General features: G+C 60.4%; 14 protein-coding genes. 3 read left to right on the top strand and 11 right to left on the bottom strand.

Features of this window, described 5'->3' with window-relative positions; translation table 11 throughout:
* Window positions 1-88: 88 nt before the first annotated feature.
* The 5 genes from HF257_RS27720 to betI all read right to left on the bottom strand — a co-directional run bounded on the left by HF257_RS27720 (window position 89) and on the right by betI (window position 7026).
* Window positions 89-1405, bottom strand: a complete 1317-nt coding sequence (locus HF257_RS27720; RefSeq protein WP_185709197.1) for a TldD/PmbA family protein — start codon at window positions 1403-1405, stop codon at window positions 89-91.
* Window positions 1405-2847 carry a TldD/PmbA family protein gene (locus HF257_RS27725; RefSeq protein WP_185709198.1) on the bottom strand — a complete coding sequence of 481 codons (1443 nt, stop codon included), beginning with the start codon at window positions 2845-2847 and terminating at the stop codon, window positions 1405-1407. Before HF257_RS27725 ends, HF257_RS27720 begins: the two co-directional genes overlap by 1 nt.
* Window positions 2848-3037: 190 nt before the next feature.
* Window positions 3038-4732 (bottom strand): choline dehydrogenase, encoded by a 1695-nt coding sequence (gene betA / locus HF257_RS27730; protein WP_185709199.1) that lies wholly within the window; start codon window positions 4730-4732, stop codon window positions 3038-3040.
* 116 nt (window positions 4733-4848) lie between these two features.
* A complete protein-coding gene (betB, locus tag HF257_RS27735; RefSeq protein ID WP_185709200.1) occupies window positions 4849-6321 on the bottom strand; it encodes a betaine-aldehyde dehydrogenase in 1473 nt (490 codons plus the stop codon).
* A 111-nt stretch (window positions 6322-6432) separates the two neighbouring features.
* Window positions 6433-7026, bottom strand: a complete 594-nt coding sequence (gene betI / locus HF257_RS27740; protein WP_185709201.1) for a transcriptional regulator BetI — start codon at window positions 7024-7026, stop codon at window positions 6433-6435.
* Window positions 7027-7406: 380 nt separating this feature from the next.
* On the opposite strand from betI, the gene HF257_RS27745 reads away from it, so the two are divergent.
* A complete protein-coding gene (locus tag HF257_RS27745) occupies window positions 7407-9341 on the top strand; it encodes a BCCT family transporter (RefSeq protein ID WP_332872235.1) in 1935 nt (644 codons plus the stop codon).
* Between the two features lie 152 nt (window positions 9342-9493).
* Here the strand turns inward: HF257_RS27745 and choV are convergent, their stop codons facing one another.
* The 3 genes from choV to HF257_RS27760 form a co-directional block, all read right to left on the bottom strand.
* Entirely contained in the window at window positions 9494-10672 is a 1179-nt protein-coding gene (gene choV, locus HF257_RS27750; RefSeq protein ID WP_058426626.1) for a choline ABC transporter ATP-binding protein, read from the bottom strand.
* A complete protein-coding gene (gene choW, locus HF257_RS27755) occupies window positions 10669-11514 on the bottom strand; it encodes a choline ABC transporter permease subunit (protein ID WP_017735985.1) in 846 nt (281 codons plus the stop codon). Before choW ends, choV begins: the two co-directional genes overlap by 4 nt.
* 68 nt (window positions 11515-11582) lie before the next feature.
* Window positions 11583-12530 (bottom strand): choline ABC transporter substrate-binding protein, encoded by a 948-nt coding sequence (locus HF257_RS27760; protein WP_185709203.1) that lies wholly within the window; start codon window positions 12528-12530, stop codon window positions 11583-11585.
* Between the two features lie 415 nt (window positions 12531-12945).
* On the opposite strand from HF257_RS27760, the gene HF257_RS27765 reads away from it, so the two are divergent.
* On the top strand, window positions 12946-14322 hold the full coding sequence (locus HF257_RS27765; RefSeq protein ID WP_185709204.1) for an L-serine ammonia-lyase: 1377 nt from the start codon (window positions 12946-12948) through the stop codon (window positions 14320-14322).
* Between the two features lie 523 nt (window positions 14323-14845).
* A complete protein-coding gene (gbdR, locus tag HF257_RS27770; protein ID WP_003216915.1) occupies window positions 14846-15949 on the top strand; it encodes a choline metabolism transcriptional regulator GbdR in 1104 nt (367 codons plus the stop codon).
* 136 nt (window positions 15950-16085) lie between these two features.
* Here the strand turns inward: gbdR and HF257_RS27775 are convergent, their stop codons facing one another.
* The 3 genes from HF257_RS27775 to HF257_RS27785 form a co-directional block, all read right to left on the bottom strand.
* Window positions 16086-16349: a hypothetical protein gene (locus tag HF257_RS27775; protein ID WP_105697784.1), complete on the bottom strand. Its 264-nt coding sequence runs from the start codon at window positions 16347-16349 to the stop codon at window positions 16086-16088.
* 225 nt (window positions 16350-16574) lie between these two features.
* The gene (locus tag HF257_RS27780; RefSeq protein WP_185709205.1) at window positions 16575-17060 is read right to left on the bottom strand and encodes a thioesterase family protein; all 486 of its coding nucleotides are present in this window, start codon (window positions 17058-17060) and stop codon (window positions 16575-16577) included.
* Between the two features lie 65 nt (window positions 17061-17125).
* Complete coding sequence (locus HF257_RS27785) at window positions 17126-18091, bottom strand: L-carnitine dehydrogenase (RefSeq protein WP_185709206.1); 966 nt, start codon at window positions 18089-18091, stop codon at window positions 17126-17128.
* Window positions 18092-18194 lie beyond the last annotated feature (103 nt).

Below are 18194 nucleotides of genomic sequence, written 5' to 3' on the forward strand. Positions count from 1 at the left end.
TGCTCGCGAAAGCAGTGTGTCAGTCACTGAATGAGTTGACTGACCCACCGTATTCGCGAGCAAGCCCGCTCCCACAGGGGTTTTGCATTTACAACGTCAGGGTCAGGCGTTTGACCAAGGCCCCTGGCAACAGGTTGGATGAGGTATTGCGCTGCCCATACGTACTGGCCGACAACAACAACTCCCGCTCCGCCGTCAGCGCTTCCAACTGCGATCCCAGCAGGCTGTACACACTGTCATCAAAGCGCATGGTGCTAACCGGCGCCTTGATCTCGCCGTCTTCCACCCAGAACGTGGCAAAGCGTGTCATGCCAGTGAGGCGCGCCGCCGGCAGGTCGGAGTAGTTCAGGTACCACAGGTTGCTGATGTACAACCCGGTGCCCAACTGCCTGAGGATATCGGCTTGCGCCAGGCTGCCTGCCGCCATCTGCAGGGCACTGGGCGACTCGTCGCTGCTGGCACCGTTGGTGCTCAAGCCGTATTCGGCAGCGCTGCGGGAGTTGATCAACTCGCCTTGGGCACGTCCCGCGTTGATCAGCGTGACGTCACCGCGTGGGTAGCCTTCGCTGGAGAACGCTTCACTCAGGGAGCCGCTGACCTGCTCGTTCACTGTCACCAGCGGGCTCAGGGACTGTTCGCCCGCATACAGCTTTTGCAACGAACTGCCTTTGCTGGCGATGGCCTGGGCGGAGAAACCACCCCAGGTGATGATGCTGATGATTTCTTCCATCGCCGCCGGGGCGAGGTAGGCCCGGTATTGCCCAGGCGCCAGTGTGTGCAGCGGGCGCCCGAGGAACGCCAACTGCTCGCGGGCCTGCTGGAAGCGTGCGGCAAATTCGGCGCTGTCCCAGGTGTGCCCGGCGTAGCTGGCCTTGACCGCCTCGCCGTTGGCATGGAACAGGCTGAAATCGAAGTTGAAGCTATTGGCCTGGTGCCAGCCAAAGGCGCCTGATGAACTGGCAAAACCCCGGCTGATGGGGCCGGCGGCATAGAAACCCACCAAGTCCACACCGTCTGCGGCCTGGCTGATGTTTTCCAGCACCTGGGCCAGTTCCGGCAACGGCTGCGCCTGTTCGTTGTTGCTTTGCCAGGCGTTGTGGTTCAGCAGCAGGTAAGGATCCTGCGGCAGCAATGGCAAGGTTTCACGCAACTGTTGCAAACCATCGGCCAAGCGCTGGCGGTCCAGTTCCGGCTCGCCGGCCAGGGTGATGCCCAGGTCGGCATGGCGGCCATCATTGATCAGTTTCAGATTGAGGCTGGCCTGCTGCACTTGGCCGGCCTGGCGCACCTTGGCGTGGTTGAAACGCACAAACTCGGACGACTCGTCCGCATAGCCCAAGTGGAATTGTTCACTGTTGGTGACGGCTTTCTTGAGCCATTCAACCAATGCCTTGAAATTGTTCATCAGGCATCTCCCCCAAACACATCAACGTTGCTGAACACGCAGGCCGGCGAGGCATGGCCCACGCGGATCACCTGGTTGGGTTCGCCTTTGCCGCAGTTTGGCGTGCCCAACACTTTGAAGGTGCTGGCGTCGCCGACCGCGCTGAGGTTGCGCCAGAACTGCGCGGAAATCGCCCGGTAGTTGGGGTTTTTCACCACGCCTTTCAGCTCGCCGTTTTCGATCAGTTGGCCCCACTCGCAACCGAACTGGAATTTATTGCGTGCATCGTCGATGGACCACGAGCGGTTGGTCGACATCAGGATGCCGTTCTCGATACCGCCAATCAGCTGCGCCAGGCTCTTGTCGCCGGCTTCGATATTCAGGTTGGCCATGCGGTCGATGGGCGCGCGGTTCCAACTGCTGGCGCGGCTGTTGGCCACGCCGCCCATGCCCGACCGGTATTGCGACAGCGCACCGCCCAGTGGCTTGAGCAACAGCCCTTCGCGGATCAGGAATTGCTTGCTGGCGGCGGTGCCGTCGTCGTCATGGCCGTAGCTGGCGAGCTGTTCGGGGATGTCCGGGTCGAAGGTCACGTTGAGCAACGGCGAGCCGTATTGCAGGTGACCAAAGTCGCTGGCCTGCACGAAGCTGGTGCCGGCGTAGTTGCGCTCGTCACCCAGGATGCGGTCCAACTCCAGCGGGTGGCCGATGGACTCGTGGATCTGCAGGATCATCTGGTCGGGCATCAACAACAGGTCGCGCGGGCCGTTGGGCGTGTTTGGCGCGAGCAGCAGTTGCAGGGCTTCGTCGGCGATGCGCGGCGCGGCCCCCACCAGGCCGAAGCGGTTGATCACATCAACGCCGCCCTGCTGGCCAAAGTTGCTGCCGCCGAGGGTGCGGGTCTGGCTGTCATTGCCGTCATAAGCGGTGACGTTGACGCCAGGGAACACAAAACGTTGGGCCTGGCGCAATTCGGCGCCGGCACTGTTGAGGTAGATCTGTTCGACGTGGGTCAGGCCGAGGCTGACTTCCCAATTGACCAGGCGCTCGTCCTTGGGCACTGCGGCCGATTCGCTGCCGAGCAACTGGTAGCAGTCGCTCAAGGACGGGAAGGGCTGATCGAGGTCAGGTGACAGGTAGTCGGCCACATCGCTGGACACGTATTGGTCGCGCAGGTCCAGCAGGGCATGGGGTTTGATCAATCGAGCTTGCTGCTCGGCACGCTCAAGGGCGGCTTGCAGGCCGGCCAGGGAAATGTCGTTGGTCGCAGCGTAGGCTTCCACACCGTTGAGACGCACGGTGAGCATGGCGCCTTCGTCGTGGTTCAGATGGGGTGGTTCGGCGACGTTCTTGCGCACGGCCAGGTACTGGCCGGATTCGCGCACGTAACGCAGCGAGAAGAACTCGGCGCGGGTGCGCAGGGCTGCGAAGTGTTTTTTGAGTGTGGCGTAGTGATCGAACATGGGGCCTTCCTTGTGGGCGGCTCGTCGCGGGCAGGCGGACAGAGTAGCTGATCAAGGAGGGGTTTTGCATTGACTGGTCGGGCCTCTTCGCGAGCAAGCTCGCTCCCACATTTGACCGAGTTCCAACATAGGGATGCGGTCAAAATGTGGGAGCGGGCTTGCTCGCGAAGGGAGCGCCGCGGTGTATCAGTTACTGCGCAATTTCACGCAACGGCTTGCCACGCACCGGCGCATCGCCTGCCACGTAGTAGTCGGCAGTGCTGCGCGGCAGTGGCTGGCGGCCACGGATCTTGTCGGCGATTTTCTCGGCGATCATGATCGTCGGCGCGTTCAGGTTGCCGGTGGTGATGATCGGCATGATCGACGCATCCACAACGCGCAGGCCTTGCATGCCATGCACGCGGCCTTCGCCGTCCACGACCGCCATGTCGTCGGTGCCCATCTTGCACGAGCAGGACGGGTGGAACGCGGTTTCGGCGTGCTCGCGGATGAACGTGTCCAACTGATCATCGGTTTGCACTTCAATACCTGGGCTGATCTCGCGGCCACGGTATTGGTCCAGTGCCGGCTGCTGCATGATTTCACGGGTCAGGCGGATGCCGTCGCGGAATTCCTGCCAGTCTTGCTCGGTGGCCATGTAGTTGAAGAGGATGCTCGGGTAGTCCCGCGGGTTCTTCGACTTGAGCTGGATGCGACCACGGCTCGGCGAACGCATGGAGCCCATGTGCGCTTGGAAGCCGTGCTCTTGCACACCGTTGCTGCCGTTGTAGTTAATCGCAACTGGCAAGAAGTGGTACTGGATGTTCGGCCATTCGAATTCTTCACGGGTGCGGATAAAACCGCCCGCTTCGAATTGGTTGCTGGCGCCAATGCCGGTGCCGTTGAACAGCCACTCGGCACCGATGGCCGGCTGGTTGTACCAGAGCAGTGATGGGTACAACGACACCGGTTGGGTGCAGGCGTATTGCAGGTACAGCTCAAGGTGATCCTGCAGGTTTTCGCCGACGCCGGGCAGGTCGTGGACCACCGGGATATCGAGGCTTTCCAGCAACGGGGCCGGGCCAACGCCGGAGCGTTGCAGCAACTGCGGCGAACCGATTGCGCCGCTGCACACGATCACTTCTTTACGTGCACGGGCTTCAACGCGCTCTTCAGCCGCACCGATCAGGTAACGCACGCCCACGGCGCGCTTGCCTTCAAACAGCACTTTGTCGCTGAGGGCGTGGGTGACGATGGTCAGCGTGGAACGCTTCTTTGCCGTGTCCAGGTAACCGCGCGCGGTGCTGGCGCGACGGCCTTTAGGCGTAACGGTACGGTCCATCGGGCCGAAGCCTTCTTGCTGGTAGCCGTTCAAGTCCACGGTACGCGGGTAACCGGCCTGCACGCCTGCTTCAACCATGGCGTGGAACAGCGGGTTGTTGCCCGCTTTTGGCGTGGTCACACTGACCGGGCCATCGCCGCCGTGCCAATCGTTCGGGCCGATGTCGCGGGTTTCGGCCTTGCGGAAATACGGCAGGCAGTCCAGGTAGGTCCAGTCTTCCAGGCCTGGCAGTTTTGCCCAGCCGTCGTAGTCCATCGCGTTGCCACGGATGTAGCACATGCCGTTGATCAGGGAAGAGCCACCCAGGCCCTTGCCGCGACCACATTCCATGCGGCGGCCGTCCATGTGTGGCTCTGGATCGGTCTCGTAGGCCCAGTTGTAGCGACGGCCTTGCAGTGGGAAGGCCAGGGCGGCTGGCATTTGCGTGCGGAAGTCGAAACGGTAGTCGGGGCCACCGGCTTCCAGCAGCAAAACGGTGACGCCTTCGTCTTCGGTCAGACGGGTCGCCAGGGTGTTACCGGCGGAGCCGGCACCCACAATGATGTAGTCGTATTCTTGGGACATAAATGCACCCTCTTTGGAGATGGTCAGGTCAGTCAAACAGTGGTGTCCGGGATGGGGCTGCTACGCAGCCCAGCGCGGGGCAAGCCCGCTCACTACAACGGCGAATCCCGGAGCTGTTAGAACACCGAGGCGTAGTCGCCCAGCTCAACCTGTACCGATTTGATGCGGGTGAAGTTGTTCAACGAGCTGATGCCGTTCTCACGGCCAACACCCGATTGCTTGTAGCCGCCGACCGGCATCTTCGCGTCGGACTCGCCCCAGGCGTTGATCCAGCAGATACCTGCTTCCAGTTGATGAATCACGCGGTGGGCGCGGTTCAGGTCCTTGGTCACCAGGCCAGCGGCCAGGCCGAAGTCGGTGTCGTTGGCGCGGCGGATCACTTCTTCTTCGGTCTCGTAGGTGAGGATGCTCATCACTGGGCCGAAGATTTCTTCACGCACGATGACCATGTCGTCGGTGCAGTCGGTGAACACGGTCGGGGCCACGAAGGCGCCTTTGGCGAAGTCGCCTTCGGTCAGACGCTCGCCGCCGCACAGCAGGCGTGCGCCTTGCTCTTTGCCCGTGGCGATGTAGCCCAGCACGCTTTCCATGTGTTGGAAGCTGACCAGCGGGCCGAAGTTGGTGTTTTCGTCTTCCGGGTTGCCCACGCGAATGCGCGCAACACGCTCAACGATCTTGGCTTCGAAGGCCGCTTGCAGGTGTTTGGGCACGAACACGCGGGTGCCGTTGGTGCAGACCTGGCCGGAGCTGTAGAAGTTGGCCATCATCGCGGTGTCGGCGGCGCGATCCAGGTCGGCGTCGTCGAAGATGATCAGCGGGGACTTGCCGCCCAGTTCCATGGTCACGTCTTTGAGCGAAGAACTCGAAGCGCTGGCCATGACTTTCTTGCCGGTGTCGGTGCCGCCGGTGAACGAGATTTTCTCGATGCGCGGGTGCTCGGTCAGCCAGGTGCCGACTTCACGGCCGCTGCCGGTCAATACGTTGAACACGCCAGGCGGTACGCCGGCTTCGGTGTAGATCTCGGCCAGTTTCAGGGTGGTCAGCGAGGTGACTTCGCTTGGCTTGAAGATCATCGCGTTACCGGCGGCCAGGGCTGGCGCGGATTTCCACAGGGCGATCTGGATCGGGTAGTTCCATGCGCCGATACCGGCGACAACGCCCAGCGGCTCGCGGCGGGTGTAGACGAACGACGTGTCGCGCAGTGGGATCTGCTCGCCTTCGATGGCCGGCACCAGGCCTGCGTAGTATTCCAGCACGTCGGCGCCAGTGACGATGTCGACGTATTTGGTTTCGGAGAACGACTTGCCGGTGTCCAGGGTTTCCAGGGCGGCCAGTTCATCGTTGCGCTCGCGCAGGATGTCGACGGCACGACGCAGGATGCGCGAACGCTCCATGGCGGTCATGGCGGCCCAGATTTTCTGGCCTTTTTCGGCGCTGACCACGGCGCGTTCAACGTCTTCTTTAGTAGCGCGTTGTACTTGGGCGAGAACTTCACCGTTAGCCGGGTTGATGGCGTCGAAAGTGGCATCGCTGCCAGCGTCGCTGTAGCCGCCGTCAATGTAGAGTTTTTGCAGGTCGAAACGGGCCATAAAGTCCTCGCAAGTGCATAAGTGGTTGGCGTTAACCGCCGAACAGTGGGCCATAAGGGTGTGGCAACACTGAGCGACAGCAGTTCAGGGGTTGAGCGGTTTATGTGTGCTCTAACTCACCTGCTTGGCCAATTGGAAATCCATGTATTCGTAAGCGATCCGTTGCGCCTGCGCCGTGTCGAAAGCGTCTCCCGACAGGGCGCCGCGCAACCATAAACCGTCGATCAGGGCCGCCAGGCCTCGGGCTGCTTTGCGTGCGTGCGGCAGCGGCAGCACTCGGCGGAACTGGCAGCACAGGTTGGAATACAGACGTTGATCGTTGATCCGCTGCAACCGGTGCAATGACGGGTGATGCATGCTGGTGGCCCAGAAGGCCAGCCAGGTTTTCATAGCCGGGCCGTTGACCTGGCTGGCGTCGAAGTTGCCCTCGATGATCACCTGAAGGTGTGCACGTGGGCTGTCGTCCGTAAGGGCCAGCCTGCGTTCGTGGACGTTCTCGATCAGCACATTCATCAAGTACCGCATGGTCGCTGCGATCAGGCCGTTCTTGTCCTGAAAGTAGTGACTGATGATGCCGTTCGAGACGCCGGCCAAACGGGCGATCAGCGCAATGCTGGCATCTCCCATTCCGACCTGATCGATGGCCGTCAAAGTGGCTTCGATCAATTGCTGGCGGCGTATGGGTTGCATACCGACCTTGGGCATGTAGCACCTCTCCTTAGGCCTGCCGACAGGCGATGAACGTCCGTCGGCTTGATGGCCAGTCTATTTTGTTTTGATTGAACGTTCAATCAACAAAGAATAAGATCTGCGACAAATGGTCGCTGCCTACAGATGTTTCCTACCTGGGAGCCGCGACAAATGACACCTGCAAAAACCCTTGAAACGCCCTATCTACTGGTTCGGTAGGGGTGCAAGGTTTTTCGGGGTGTCTTTATAACACCCGTCCGTCGCCTGCCCATAAAGCGATGTCCCGGGATAACCGCTGCCTTGTGTTTCTCTCTCGCACTGCCCGGAGCATCTGCGCCATGAGTTCTGCCTCTCTTATAAAGACCCCGCCAGAAAAGGTGCGGGTCAACGGTTGGGTGTTCTACACCTCCACCGCGTTGATTCTGTTGTTGACTGCCATCCTGATCATCGCCCCGCAGGAGGCCGGGCGCATGCTCGGCGTCGCACAGGCGTGGCTTTCGAAAAGCTTCGGCTGGTACTACATGGTGGTCATCGCCGCCTACCTCGTGTTCGTGGTAGGCCTGGCGTTTTCCTCGTACGGCAAGCTGAAACTGGGCAGTAAGGACGACACCCCGGACTTCAGCTACGGCGCCTGGGCCGGCATGCTGTTCTCGTCGGGCATCGGTATCTCGCTGTTGTACTTCGGTGCATCCGAACCGTTGGACCACTACTTCAACCCGCCTGAAGGCGCAGCCGCCAGCAATGGCGCCGCCCGTCAGGCGCTGCAACTGACCTTCCTGCACTGGGGCCTGCACGGCTGGGCGATCTACGCCCTGGTCGGCCTGGCCGTGGCGTACTTTGCGTACCGTCATAACCAGCCGCTGGCCTTGCGTTCGGCGCTGTACCCGCTGGTGGGCGAGCGTTGGGTAAAGGGCGCGGCCGGCCACGCGGTAGACGGTTTTGGCATGTTCGTAACCCTGCTCGGCTTGGTGACGAACCTGGGGATTGGTTCGATGCAAGTGTCGTCCGGGTTGGAAAACCTGTTCGGCATGGAGCACAGCAACACCAACCTGCTGATCGTGATCATCGTGATGAGCACCGTGGCAACCATCGCTGCCGTGTCGGGTGTGGAGAACGGCATTCGCCGTCTGTCCAACCTCAATATCGTGCTGTTCAGCGGCCTGCTGATCTTTGTGTTGTTGTTTGGCCCGACCCTGCACTTGCTCAACGGCTTCGTGCAGAACATCGGCGACTACATGAACGGCCTGGTGCTGAAAACCTTCGACCTGTATGTGTACGAAGGCGACGCCGACAAGACCGAACGCTGGATGGGCCTGTGGACCCTGTTCTACTGGGCATGGTGGATTTCCTGGGCCCCATTCGTCGGCATGTTCATCGCGCGGATTTCCCGTGGTCGCACCGTGCGTGAACTGGTGGCAGGCGTGCTGTTGATTCCGCTGGGCTTCACCCTGGCGTGGCTGTCGATCTTCGGCAACTCCGCCCTGGACCTGGTGCTCAACCACGGTGCGGTGGAGTTGGGCAAGACGGCGCTGGAACAACCGTCGATGGCCATCTACCAACTGCTCGAGCATTACCCAGCGTCGAAAATCGTCATCGGTGTGTCGATCTTTGTGGGCTTCGTGCTGTTCCTGACCCCGGCGGATTCCGGCGCAGTGATGATGGCCAACCTTTCCTGCAAAGGCGGCAACGTGGACGAAGATGCGCCGCATTGGCTGCGGATCTTCTGGTCGGCGGTGATCACCCTGGTGACCATCGGCCTGCTGTTTGCCGGCAACTTCGAAGCCATGCAAACCATGGTGGTGCTGGCGGGACTGCCGTTCTCGGTGGTGTTGATCTTCTTCATGTTCGGTTTGCACAAGGCGATGCGCCAAGACGTGGCCATCGAACAGGAGCAGGCGCAACTGGCCGAGCGTGGCCGTCGTGGTTTCAGCGAGCGCTTGACCGCGCTGGACCTGCAACCGAGCCAGGGCACGGTGCAGCGTTTCATGGACAAGCACGTAACGCCGGCGTTGGAAGAGGCGGCTGTTGCGCTGCGTGACCAAGGGCTGGAAGTGCAGACCTTGCTCGGCAAATCCAAGCGCTGCATCGGTGTGCGCATCGAGATGGAAGAGGGCAACCCGTTTGTCTACGAAGTGAGCCTGGATGCTTACTCGTCGGCACCGACTGACCTGCCCGAGGAAGAGCGCACCCGTTACTACCGGGCCGAGGTCTACCTGCACAACGGTCCTCAGGAATACGACCTGATGGGCTTTGCCCAGGAACAGATCACCCGGGACGTGCTCGATCAGTTTGAAAGCCATCGGCAGCTCCTTGGCCGGGTCTATAGCTGATAGTTGAAGCCTGGCAGTGTCCTCACTGACACTGCTGGGTCTAAATGTGGGAGCGGGCTTGCTCGCGAATGCGGTGGATCAGTTACAGATGTGCTGACTGATACACCGCATTCGCGAGCAAGCCCGCTCCCACATTTGTTTTGCGGTGTTACTTAACCCAGGTTTTTGCCTAAAAGGGCGTGGTACAACTCGCTATCCCCCAAGATCCCCACCACCTGGTTGTTGTCATGCAACACCAACTTATTCCCGGTGTGATAACGAATCTGCAACGCATCACGCATGCCGATATTCGAATCCACCAGCGTCGGTAACCGGCCCAAACCTTCCACCGCTTGTCCCGGTGCCCAGTTCTGCAAGTTCATCACTGCTCCATTCTGGCGAGCACCCTTGATGGTGTTGCCTTCGGCCAGGTCCAGCCACGAGTCGCCACCCGGGTCCAGGCACACCGAACCGTTGACGCGCTTGCAGTTGTCCAGGGTGCGCATCAGGCTACGGCCGCACAGTACGTTCAGCGGGTTGGTGTGGGCGACGAAAGTGCGCACGTAGTCGTCCGCCGGGTTCAGCACGATCTCTTCCGGCACGCTGTACTGGATGATCTTGCCGTCTTTCATGATTGCGATACGGCTGCCCAGCTTGAGCGCTTCATCAAGGTCGTGGCTCACGAACACGATGGTCTTGCTCAGCTTGCGTTGCAGCTCCAGCAACTCGTCCTGCAGGCCTTGGCGGATCAGCGGGTCGAGGGCCGAGAAGGGTTCGTCCATCAGCAAAATGTCGGCGTCCATCGCCAGCGCACGGGCCAGGCCGACACGCTGCTGCATGCCGCCGGACAGCTCGTCGGGCTTCTTGTTACGCCATTGGGTCAGGCCCACCAGCTCAAGCTTTTCATCCACCAGCTTGCGGCGGTCTTTCTCCGGGCGGCCCTGCATCTCCAGGCCGAAGCTGATGTTTTCGCGCACCGTCAGCCACGGCATCAGGGCGAACTTCTGGAACACCATGGCGATACGCTTGGTGCGCATCATTTTCAGCTCGGCGGGCGTGCAGGACGCGATGTCGATCTGGCGACCTTCATGCTCCACAAACAGCTGGCCACGGCTGACGGTGTTGAGACCGTTGATGCAACGCAGCAAGCTCGACTTGCCGGAGCCCGACAGGCCCATCAGCACGCAGATCTCGCCTTTCTCGATATCCAGGCTGGCTTTTTCAACGCCGACAATCTGCCCGGTCTTTTTCAGGATCTCGTTACGGCTCATGCCCTGGTCCAGCAGCTTGAGCGCTTCGCGTGGGTCTTTGGAGAAGATCACGTCGACCTTGTCGAATCGGATAATGCTCATGCATCACCCCCTACTTTGGCGTCGGGTTGTTTGCAGATGCGGTCGAGCATGATGGCCAGCAAGACGATTGCTAGGCCCGCTTCAAAGCCCAGGGCAATGTCAGCCGTGTTGAGCGCGTTGACCACTGGCTTGCCGAGGCCGTCGGCGCCCACCAGGGCCGCGATCACCACCATCGACAGCGACAGCATGATGCATTGGGTAATACCGGCAGCGATGCTCGGCATGGCGTGGGGCAGTTCAATGCGCGAGAGCAACTGACGGCGCGAGCAGCCAAAGGCTTTGCCGGCGTCGAGCAGCTCTTGGGGAACGTCACGGATACCCAGGTAGGTCAGGCGGATCGGCGCGGCAATCGCGAACACCACCGTGGAAATCAACCCAGGCACCACACCCAGCCCGAAGAGGGTCAGGGTAGGGATGAGGTAGACGAATGTCGGTACGGTCTGCATCAGATCGAGCACCGGCCGCATCATGGTGTAGAACAACGGTTTGTGCGCGGCAACAATGCCCAGCGGCACACCGATGACCACGCAGACCAGGGTGGCGAACAGCACTTGCGCCAGGGTCTCCATGGTTTCCTGCCAGTACCCCAGGTTCAGGATCAGCAGGAAGGAGGCGATGACAAACACGGTCAGGCCCCATTTGCGTTGAATAAAGTGAGCCAGCAGCGCAATCAGACCGATCAATGCCAGCGGATTGAACCAGGTCAGCGCGAACGTCACGCCGTGGATCATCGTTTCCAGGGTCGATGCGATTGCGTCGAAGTAGTTGGCGCCGTGTTGGGTCAACCATTCGACGAAGGCAGCGATGTACTGGCCTAGTGGGATTTTCTGTTCAGTCAGCATGGTAGTGAATGTCCACATGCGAAGAGGGAAAACATCCCGGGGCAGCGCACCGCCCCGGGGACAACGGATTACTTGGCGAGGTAGGCTTTTACGGCGTCCAGTCCAGGTTTGCCATCAACGGTGGTGACACCGGCGAGCCAGGTGTCGAGCACTTGCGGGTTGGCCTTGAGCCACGCCTTGGCGGCGACGTCAGGCTTCTGTTTGTCGTCCAGGACCTTACCCATCAGGGTGCTTTCCATGTTCAGGGTGAACGACAGGTTTTTCAGCAGTTGGCCAACGTTGCTGCACTCTTGCGTGTAGCCCTTGCGCACGTTGGTATAGATGGTGGCCTGGCCGTAGTTGGGGCCAAACGAATCGTCACCCCCGGTCAGGTACTTCATCTTGAAGCGGGTGTTCATCGGATGCGGTTCCCAGCCGAGGAACACGATGGCCTGGTCGCGCTTGGAGGCGCGTTCCACCTGCGAGAGCATCCCGGCTTCGCTGGATTCGACCACCTTGAAGCCAGCGGTTTTCAGGCCGAAGGCGTCTTTGTCGATGAGGGTCTGGATGGTGCGGTTGCCGTCGTTACCCGGCTCGATACCGTAGATCTTGCCGCCCAGTTCGTCCTTGAATTTCGCGATATCGGCGAAGTCTTTAAGGCCTTTGTTGTACAGCGCTTCAGGGACCGCCAGGGTGTACTTGGCGTTCTCCAGGTTGGCGCGTACGGTTTCCACGGTGCCGGCATCACGGTACTGCTTGATGTCGTTTTCCATGGTCGGCATCCAGTTGCCGAGGAAGATGTCCATGTTCTTGCCGTCGGCCAGGGACTTGTAAGTCACCGGTACCGAAATCATCGTGGTGCGTGGCTTGTAGCCCAGGCCCTTGAGGACTTCGCTGGTGGTCGCGGTAGTGACGGTGATGTCGGTCCAGCCGACATCGGAGAAGTTGACGGTCTGACATTGTGCCGGTTCTGCAGCGTTCGCCAGGACTGGCAGACTCAGCATGGCGGCCAACAACAACGAGGGTGAACCTTTCATAGGGGTAGACTCCTGTGTTTTTTCTGGCGGCATTCGCCGCGCTTTATAAGTGTTGCGGTTGGAGTGTGCGACGACAGCTCTGGCACGGTGCCTTGCAAACGAGTCGAGACTGATCATGTACCAGTGAAAATCTGACGCCTACAGGGGGCGTCGTATCCAGTACAGGGATGGTCGTATCCAGTGTCGGTGACGTCGCTTACAGATTTTTCCAAAGGCAAAACTGCAGTTTTTACCCATCTGCACCGCTAAAAACGGCCAAAACGCCCGTTCATACGGCAGCGGCGTTAGTGAGCATGGTTACGTCGGTGTGAGACGCCGTGATGGCAGATAAAAGGCTGATGATGCCGCCATCTGGGCGATCTGAGCGTAGCACCTCGTTCAAGCCTGGCCGTGCTTATCGAGGAGTTCTACCGCAATGGCTATCAGCGTTTTCGACCTGTTCAAGATCGGCATCGGGCCTTCGAGTTCTCACACCGTCGGCCCCATGCGCGCCGCGGCGTTGTTCGTCCAAGGTTTACGTGAACGTGAGTTGTTGGAACAAGTGCGGCGCGTCGAAGTTCAGCTTTACGGCTCGCTGTCGGCCACCGGCATCGGTCACGGCAGCGACACCGCGACCATCATGGGCCTGATGGGCGAGTGGCCGGACGCAATCGATCCGTCGCAAATCGGCCTGCGTATTCACACGCTGCGCGAGACCGACACATTGCTGTTGGATGGGCGTTTGCCGGTGCCGTTTGTATGGGCACGGGACATGCGTCTGCTCGACGAAAACCTGCCGTTTCACCCCAACGCGATGACCCTGGTGGTGTTCGACGATAACGGCGAACTGCACCGCGACACCTACTATTCGGTGGGCGGTGGTTTTGTGGTGGATGAAGCCCAGGCGCAAAGCGGCGTGGCCGATATGGACCGCACCGTATTGCCCTATGATTTTTCCAGCGCGGTGGAGCTTCTGCAGTTGTGCAAGACCCACAACCTGCGCGTCGCCGAGTTGATGCTGGCCAATGAAAAGGTCTGGCGCAGCGAAGAGGAAATCCGCAGCGGCCTGATGAAACTCTGGCACGCCATGCAAGACTGCGTGGAGCAGGGTCTCAAGCACGAAGGCATCCTGCCCGGAGGCCTGAATGTAAGGCGCCGCGCCGCCAAGTTGCATCGCAGCTTGCAGGAACTGAACAAACCCAATGTGATCGGCTCGACCTTGAGCGCCATGGAATGGGTCAACCTGTTCGCCCTGGCGGTCAACGAAGAAAACGCCGCGGGTGGGCGCATGGTCACAGCGCCTACCAACGGTGCGGCGGGGATTATTCCGGCGGTGCTGCATTACTTCATGAAGTTCAGCGAAGAAGTCACCGAGGCCAACGTCGTCGACTATCTGCTCGGTGCGGCGGCGGTGGGCATCCTGTGCAAGAAGAACGCCTCTATCTCCGGTGCCGAAGTAGGCTGCCAGGGTGAAGTGGGTTCGGCCTGCGCCATGGCCGCTGCTGGCTTGGCCGAGATCCTCGGCGCCACGCCGGAACAACTGTGCAACGCCGCCGAGATCGGCCTGGAGCATAACCTGGGTCTCACCTGCGACCCGGTGGGCGGGTTGGTGCAAGTGCCGTGCATCGAGCGCAACGCGATTGCGGCGGTGAAGGCGATCAACGCGGCGCAGATGGCGCTACGCGGCGATGGCCAGCATTTCATCTCCCTGGACCGGGTGATCCGCACCATGCGCGATACCGGCGCGGATATGCACGACAAATACAAAGAGACATCGCGGGGCGGGTTGGCGGTCAGTGCGGTCGAGTGTTGAGACCGAGTCGCCTGCATTCGCGAGCAAGCCCGCTCCCACACTTGACCGCGTACATCCTGAAGAAACACGGTCGAATGTGGGAGCGGGCTTGCTCGCGAATGCGGTAGTCCAGACAACACTGCTCACAAAGTGAACGCTCAAGCCAAAAGCGCCACCTTTTAGCGCGTCGCAAATAGATAAGTAGCTTGCGAACGATTTCCCGCCCAACCACCCGTCACCTGTGCCAGCGGTGACAGACTTCTCCTACGCCCCCAAAGCGCCTTCCCACAAGTGCTACCGATCTGCTCACACCCCTTGAACAGGGCTATTCCTACGTCCATTTCCCGGCATATCCCGTACTTCCCGCGCGGGCTTATATAGACGCGTCATAAGGTCGTTTTTAGGAGTTATTGGACGGCCATTCAATTTTAGGCATGGCATTTGCTCTATCAATTTCAAAGCCTCTCGCCTTGCTAGGATGAAGAGCGCAATAACAAGAGCCTCGCCTGAGGCCATCACCCGCTTTGTGTGAGGAGATACCGCGATGACGTCGTTCAACTCCGGGGCCCAACCCCAGAACCGTGCGCCTCAATCCATCGGCTTTTTGCTGCTGGACAATTTCACGCTGATTTCTCTGGCCTCCGCAGTCGAACCGCTGCGCATGGCCAATCAGCTGTCCGGCCGCGAGTTGTATCGCTGGACAACCCTGAGTGTCGACGGCAACCAGGTGTGGGCCAGCGACGGTCTGCAAATCACCCCCGATGCCTCCATGCACAAAGCCCCGGCCCTGGACACCGTGATCGTCTGCGGTGGCGTGGGTATCCAACGCACCGTTACCCGTGAACATGTGTCGTGGCTGCAAAGCCAGGCGCGCCAATCCCGCCGTTTGGGCGCTGTGTGCACCGGCAGTTGGGCCCTGGCCTGCGCCGGTTTGCTGGACGGCTTTGATTGCAGCGTGCACTGGGAATGCCTGGCGTCGATGCAGGAAGCCTTCCCGCGTGTGGCCATGAGCACCCGCCTGTTTACCCTCGACCGTAACCGTTTCACCAGCTCGGGTGGCACCGCGCCGCTGGACATGATGCTGCACCTGATCAGTCGCGATCACGGGCGTGAACTGTCGGCGGCGATCTCCGAGATGTTCGTGTACGAACGCATCCGCAACGAACAGGATCACCAGCGTGTGCCGCTCAAGCACATGCTCGGCACCAACCAGCCGAAGCTGCAGGAAATTGTCGCGCTGATGGAGGCCAACCTCGAAGAGCCGATCGACCTGGACGAACTGGCGGTGTACGTCGCTGTGTCGCGTCGCCAACTGGAGCGACTGTTCCAGAAGTACCTGCACTGCTCGCCGTCGCGCTACTACCTCAAGCTGCGCCTGATCCGTGCACGGCAGTTGCTCAAGCAAACGCCGATGTCGATCATTGAAGTGGCGTCGGTGTGCGGGTTTGTGTCCACGCCGCACTTCTCCAAGTGCTACCGCGAATACTTCGGCATTCCGCCGCGCGATGAGCGTGTGGGCTCCAACACCACGCAGCAGGTGGCGATGATGCCGATTCCGCAGGCACTGGTGTTGTCACCGTTGTCGGGGCCGTTGTCGGCGTTGAGCCAGGCGCGCAATGAGTCGACATTTGCCAGTGTAAGGCTCTAGACCGAGTCGTCTGTATTCGCGAGCAAGTCGAATCGTCGCACCGCCGCTCCCACATTCGACCGCATTCTCATGTAGGAACTCGGTCAAGTGTGGGAGCGGCGGTGCGACGATTCGACTTGCTCGTGAATGCGATTCATCAGGCCCCGGAGTTCTGCTTGAACTGCACCAAAGCCGGCAACAACTGCTTGTCGATCGCCTGACGCACAGCCGGCAAAATCGTTGCGCTACCGGTGTACATCTGTTCAACCATACCCTTGAGCGCCTTCGCCCGCGCCGCGCTCAAACCGCGTACAGCGCACTCGCAAGCCTGCTCGGCGGTGGCACCGCTGGACACCTCGAAACCCAGCGAGCGCAGTTGGCTCAGCAGGTCATCCTGGTCAATCAAATCCGCATGCATCATGACGTTTATCCTGGTGAAGGGAGCGGGGTTTGACTGGGATTCTGGTAGCCACTCAACGGGTCGGCAAGGGCAGATTGCGTGGATGCCTCAGATGGCTATGAGCATGTCGTTTTCGGGCCATTTACCGACAGAAGTAATAGGCACACTGAAGCCTAAGCAAGCAACTTGAAGGTTTGGTCACCCTCGGGATGTCAGGCTCACACAAAGCACTCTGCCCCGATCCTGTCACGGCTTGATCGGGGCTTTTTTTATGCCGATGACGCGGCCGAGCATGGCCGGGCGCGGCAGGTCGGTTTGCTCGGCGGTGATGGCGGTGAGGCGTTGCAGGGTCGCCTCGGTGAACGGGGCTGCTTGCGGGCCAGCGAGATCAACGTGCAACAGCATCTGCTCATTGCCCGCCAGCTCCTTTTCATCGCCCACCAGATGCAGGCTGTGGTAGAGGTGCAGGCGCTTGGCGTCATGGTCGATCAGTTGGGTGCGCACCTCGACTTCGGCACCCAGTTTTACCTCGTGCAGGTAGTTCAGGTGCAGCTCCAGGGTGAACAGTGAATGGCCGCTGGCTTCGCGGTTCTCACTGTCGAGGCCGAGGGTGTCCATCAAGGCGTCGGTGGCGTAGCTGAAGATCAGCAGGTAGAACGCGTCGCGCAGGTGGCCGTTGTAGTCCACCCAGTCGGGGTGGATTGCGGTGGTGTAGGTCGTCAGTGCAGGCATCACATAACTCCGGCTATATATGCGGTCAGAAATGTGGGAGCGAGCAAGCCCGCTCCCACATTGGGTTATTCGGCGAAGCTCATACCGTGTTTTGCCTTGGTAGTCTTCACCGCCTCCAGCACCGCCAGCAGGCAATCATCACGATAGCGCTCCAGCGCCGAAATGCTGTGTGTGCCCAGTTGATCGCTGGTGCCATCGACCACATCGTCAATCAGCTTGTCAGTCAGCTCCGGCGCCGGCAGGTAGGTCCACGGCAGCTGCAACGCCGGGCCGAATTGCGCCATGAAGTGCCGCATACCGGCATCCCCACCCGCGAGTGTGTAGGTCAGGAATGTGCCCATGAACGACCAGCGCAGGCCTGCGCCAAAGCGGATGGCATCGTCGATTTCACCGGTGGTTGCCACGCCGTCGTTCACCAGGTGCAGCGCCTCACGCCACAGCGCTTCCAGCAGGCGGTCGGCAATAAAACCAGGGACTTCCTTGCGCACATGCAACGGGCGCATGCCGAGGGATTCATACACCTTGATTGCTGCCTGAATGGCTTCGGGTGCGGTGTTCTTGCCGCCCACGACTTCCACCAGTGGCAGCAGGTAAACCGGGTTGAACGGGTGGCCGACCACGCAGCGCTCAGGATGGGTCGAACCCTCGTAGAACTCACTCGGCAACAGGCCCGAGGTACTCGAACCAATCAACGCATTTGGCTTGGCCGCTGCGCTGATCTTGCTGTGCAGTTCCAGTTTCAGCTCCAGGCGTTCCGGGGCGCTTTCCTGGATGAAATCCGCGTCTTTCACGCACTCTTCAATGGTGGCGACAAAGCGCAGGCGGTCCTGGGAGGCACCGGGTGCCAGGCCTTGTTTTTCCAGCGCGCCCCAGGCGTTGGCGACGCGTTTGCGCAGGGCGGCTTCAGCACCGGGTGCCGGGTCCCAGGCGATGACGTCCAGGCCGTGGGCCAAGGCGCGGGATACCCAGCCGCTGCCGATGACACCGCTGCCCAGAGCGGCGAAGGTTTTGATTTCGGTGATAAAGCTCATTGAGACATTCCTGAATAATGTGATGTACCCATGTGGGAGCGGGCTTGCTCGCGAATGCGGTGTGTCAGTTGATGCATTGGATGGCTGATCCACCGCATTCGCG

The organism is Pseudomonas cremoris, assembly GCF_014230465.1.

What these genes read in the sequence shown, in the direction of transcription:
- HF257_RS27720 (WP_185709197.1), bottom strand. Translation starts at nt 1,405, where the DNA reads ATGAACAATTTCAAGGCATTGGTTGAATGGCTCAAGAAAGCCGTCACC.
- HF257_RS27725 (WP_185709198.1), bottom strand. Translation starts at nt 2,847, where the DNA reads ATGTTCGATCACTACGCCACACTCAAAAAACACTTCGCAGCCCTGCGC.
- betA (WP_185709199.1), bottom strand. Translation starts at nt 4,732, where the DNA reads ATGTCCCAAGAATACGACTACATCATTGTGGGTGCCGGCTCCGCCGGT.
- betB (WP_185709200.1), bottom strand. Translation starts at nt 6,321, where the DNA reads ATGGCCCGTTTCGACCTGCAAAAACTCTACATTGACGGCGGCTACAGC.
- betI (WP_185709201.1), bottom strand. Translation starts at nt 7,026, where the DNA reads ATGCCCAAGGTCGGTATGCAACCCATACGCCGCCAGCAATTGATCGAA.
- choV (WP_058426626.1), bottom strand. Translation starts at nt 10,672, where the DNA reads ATGAGCATTATCCGATTCGACAAGGTCGACGTGATCTTCTCCAAAGAC.
- choW (WP_017735985.1), bottom strand. Translation starts at nt 11,514, where the DNA reads ATGCTGACTGAACAGAAAATCCCACTAGGCCAGTACATCGCTGCCTTC.
- HF257_RS27760 (WP_185709203.1), bottom strand. Translation starts at nt 12,530, where the DNA reads ATGAAAGGTTCACCCTCGTTGTTGTTGGCCGCCATGCTGAGTCTGCCA.
- HF257_RS27765 (WP_185709204.1), top strand. Translation starts at nt 12,946, where the DNA reads ATGGCTATCAGCGTTTTCGACCTGTTCAAGATCGGCATCGGGCCTTCG.
- gbdR (WP_003216915.1), top strand. Translation starts at nt 14,846, where the DNA reads ATGACGTCGTTCAACTCCGGGGCCCAACCCCAGAACCGTGCGCCTCAA.
- HF257_RS27775 (WP_105697784.1), bottom strand. Translation starts at nt 16,349, where the DNA reads ATGATGCATGCGGATTTGATTGACCAGGATGACCTGCTGAGCCAACTG.
- HF257_RS27780 (WP_185709205.1), bottom strand. Translation starts at nt 17,060, where the DNA reads ATGCCTGCACTGACGACCTACACCACCGCAATCCACCCCGACTGGGTG.
- HF257_RS27785 (WP_185709206.1), bottom strand. Translation starts at nt 18,091, where the DNA reads ATGAGCTTTATCACCGAAATCAAAACCTTCGCCGCTCTGGGCAGCGGT.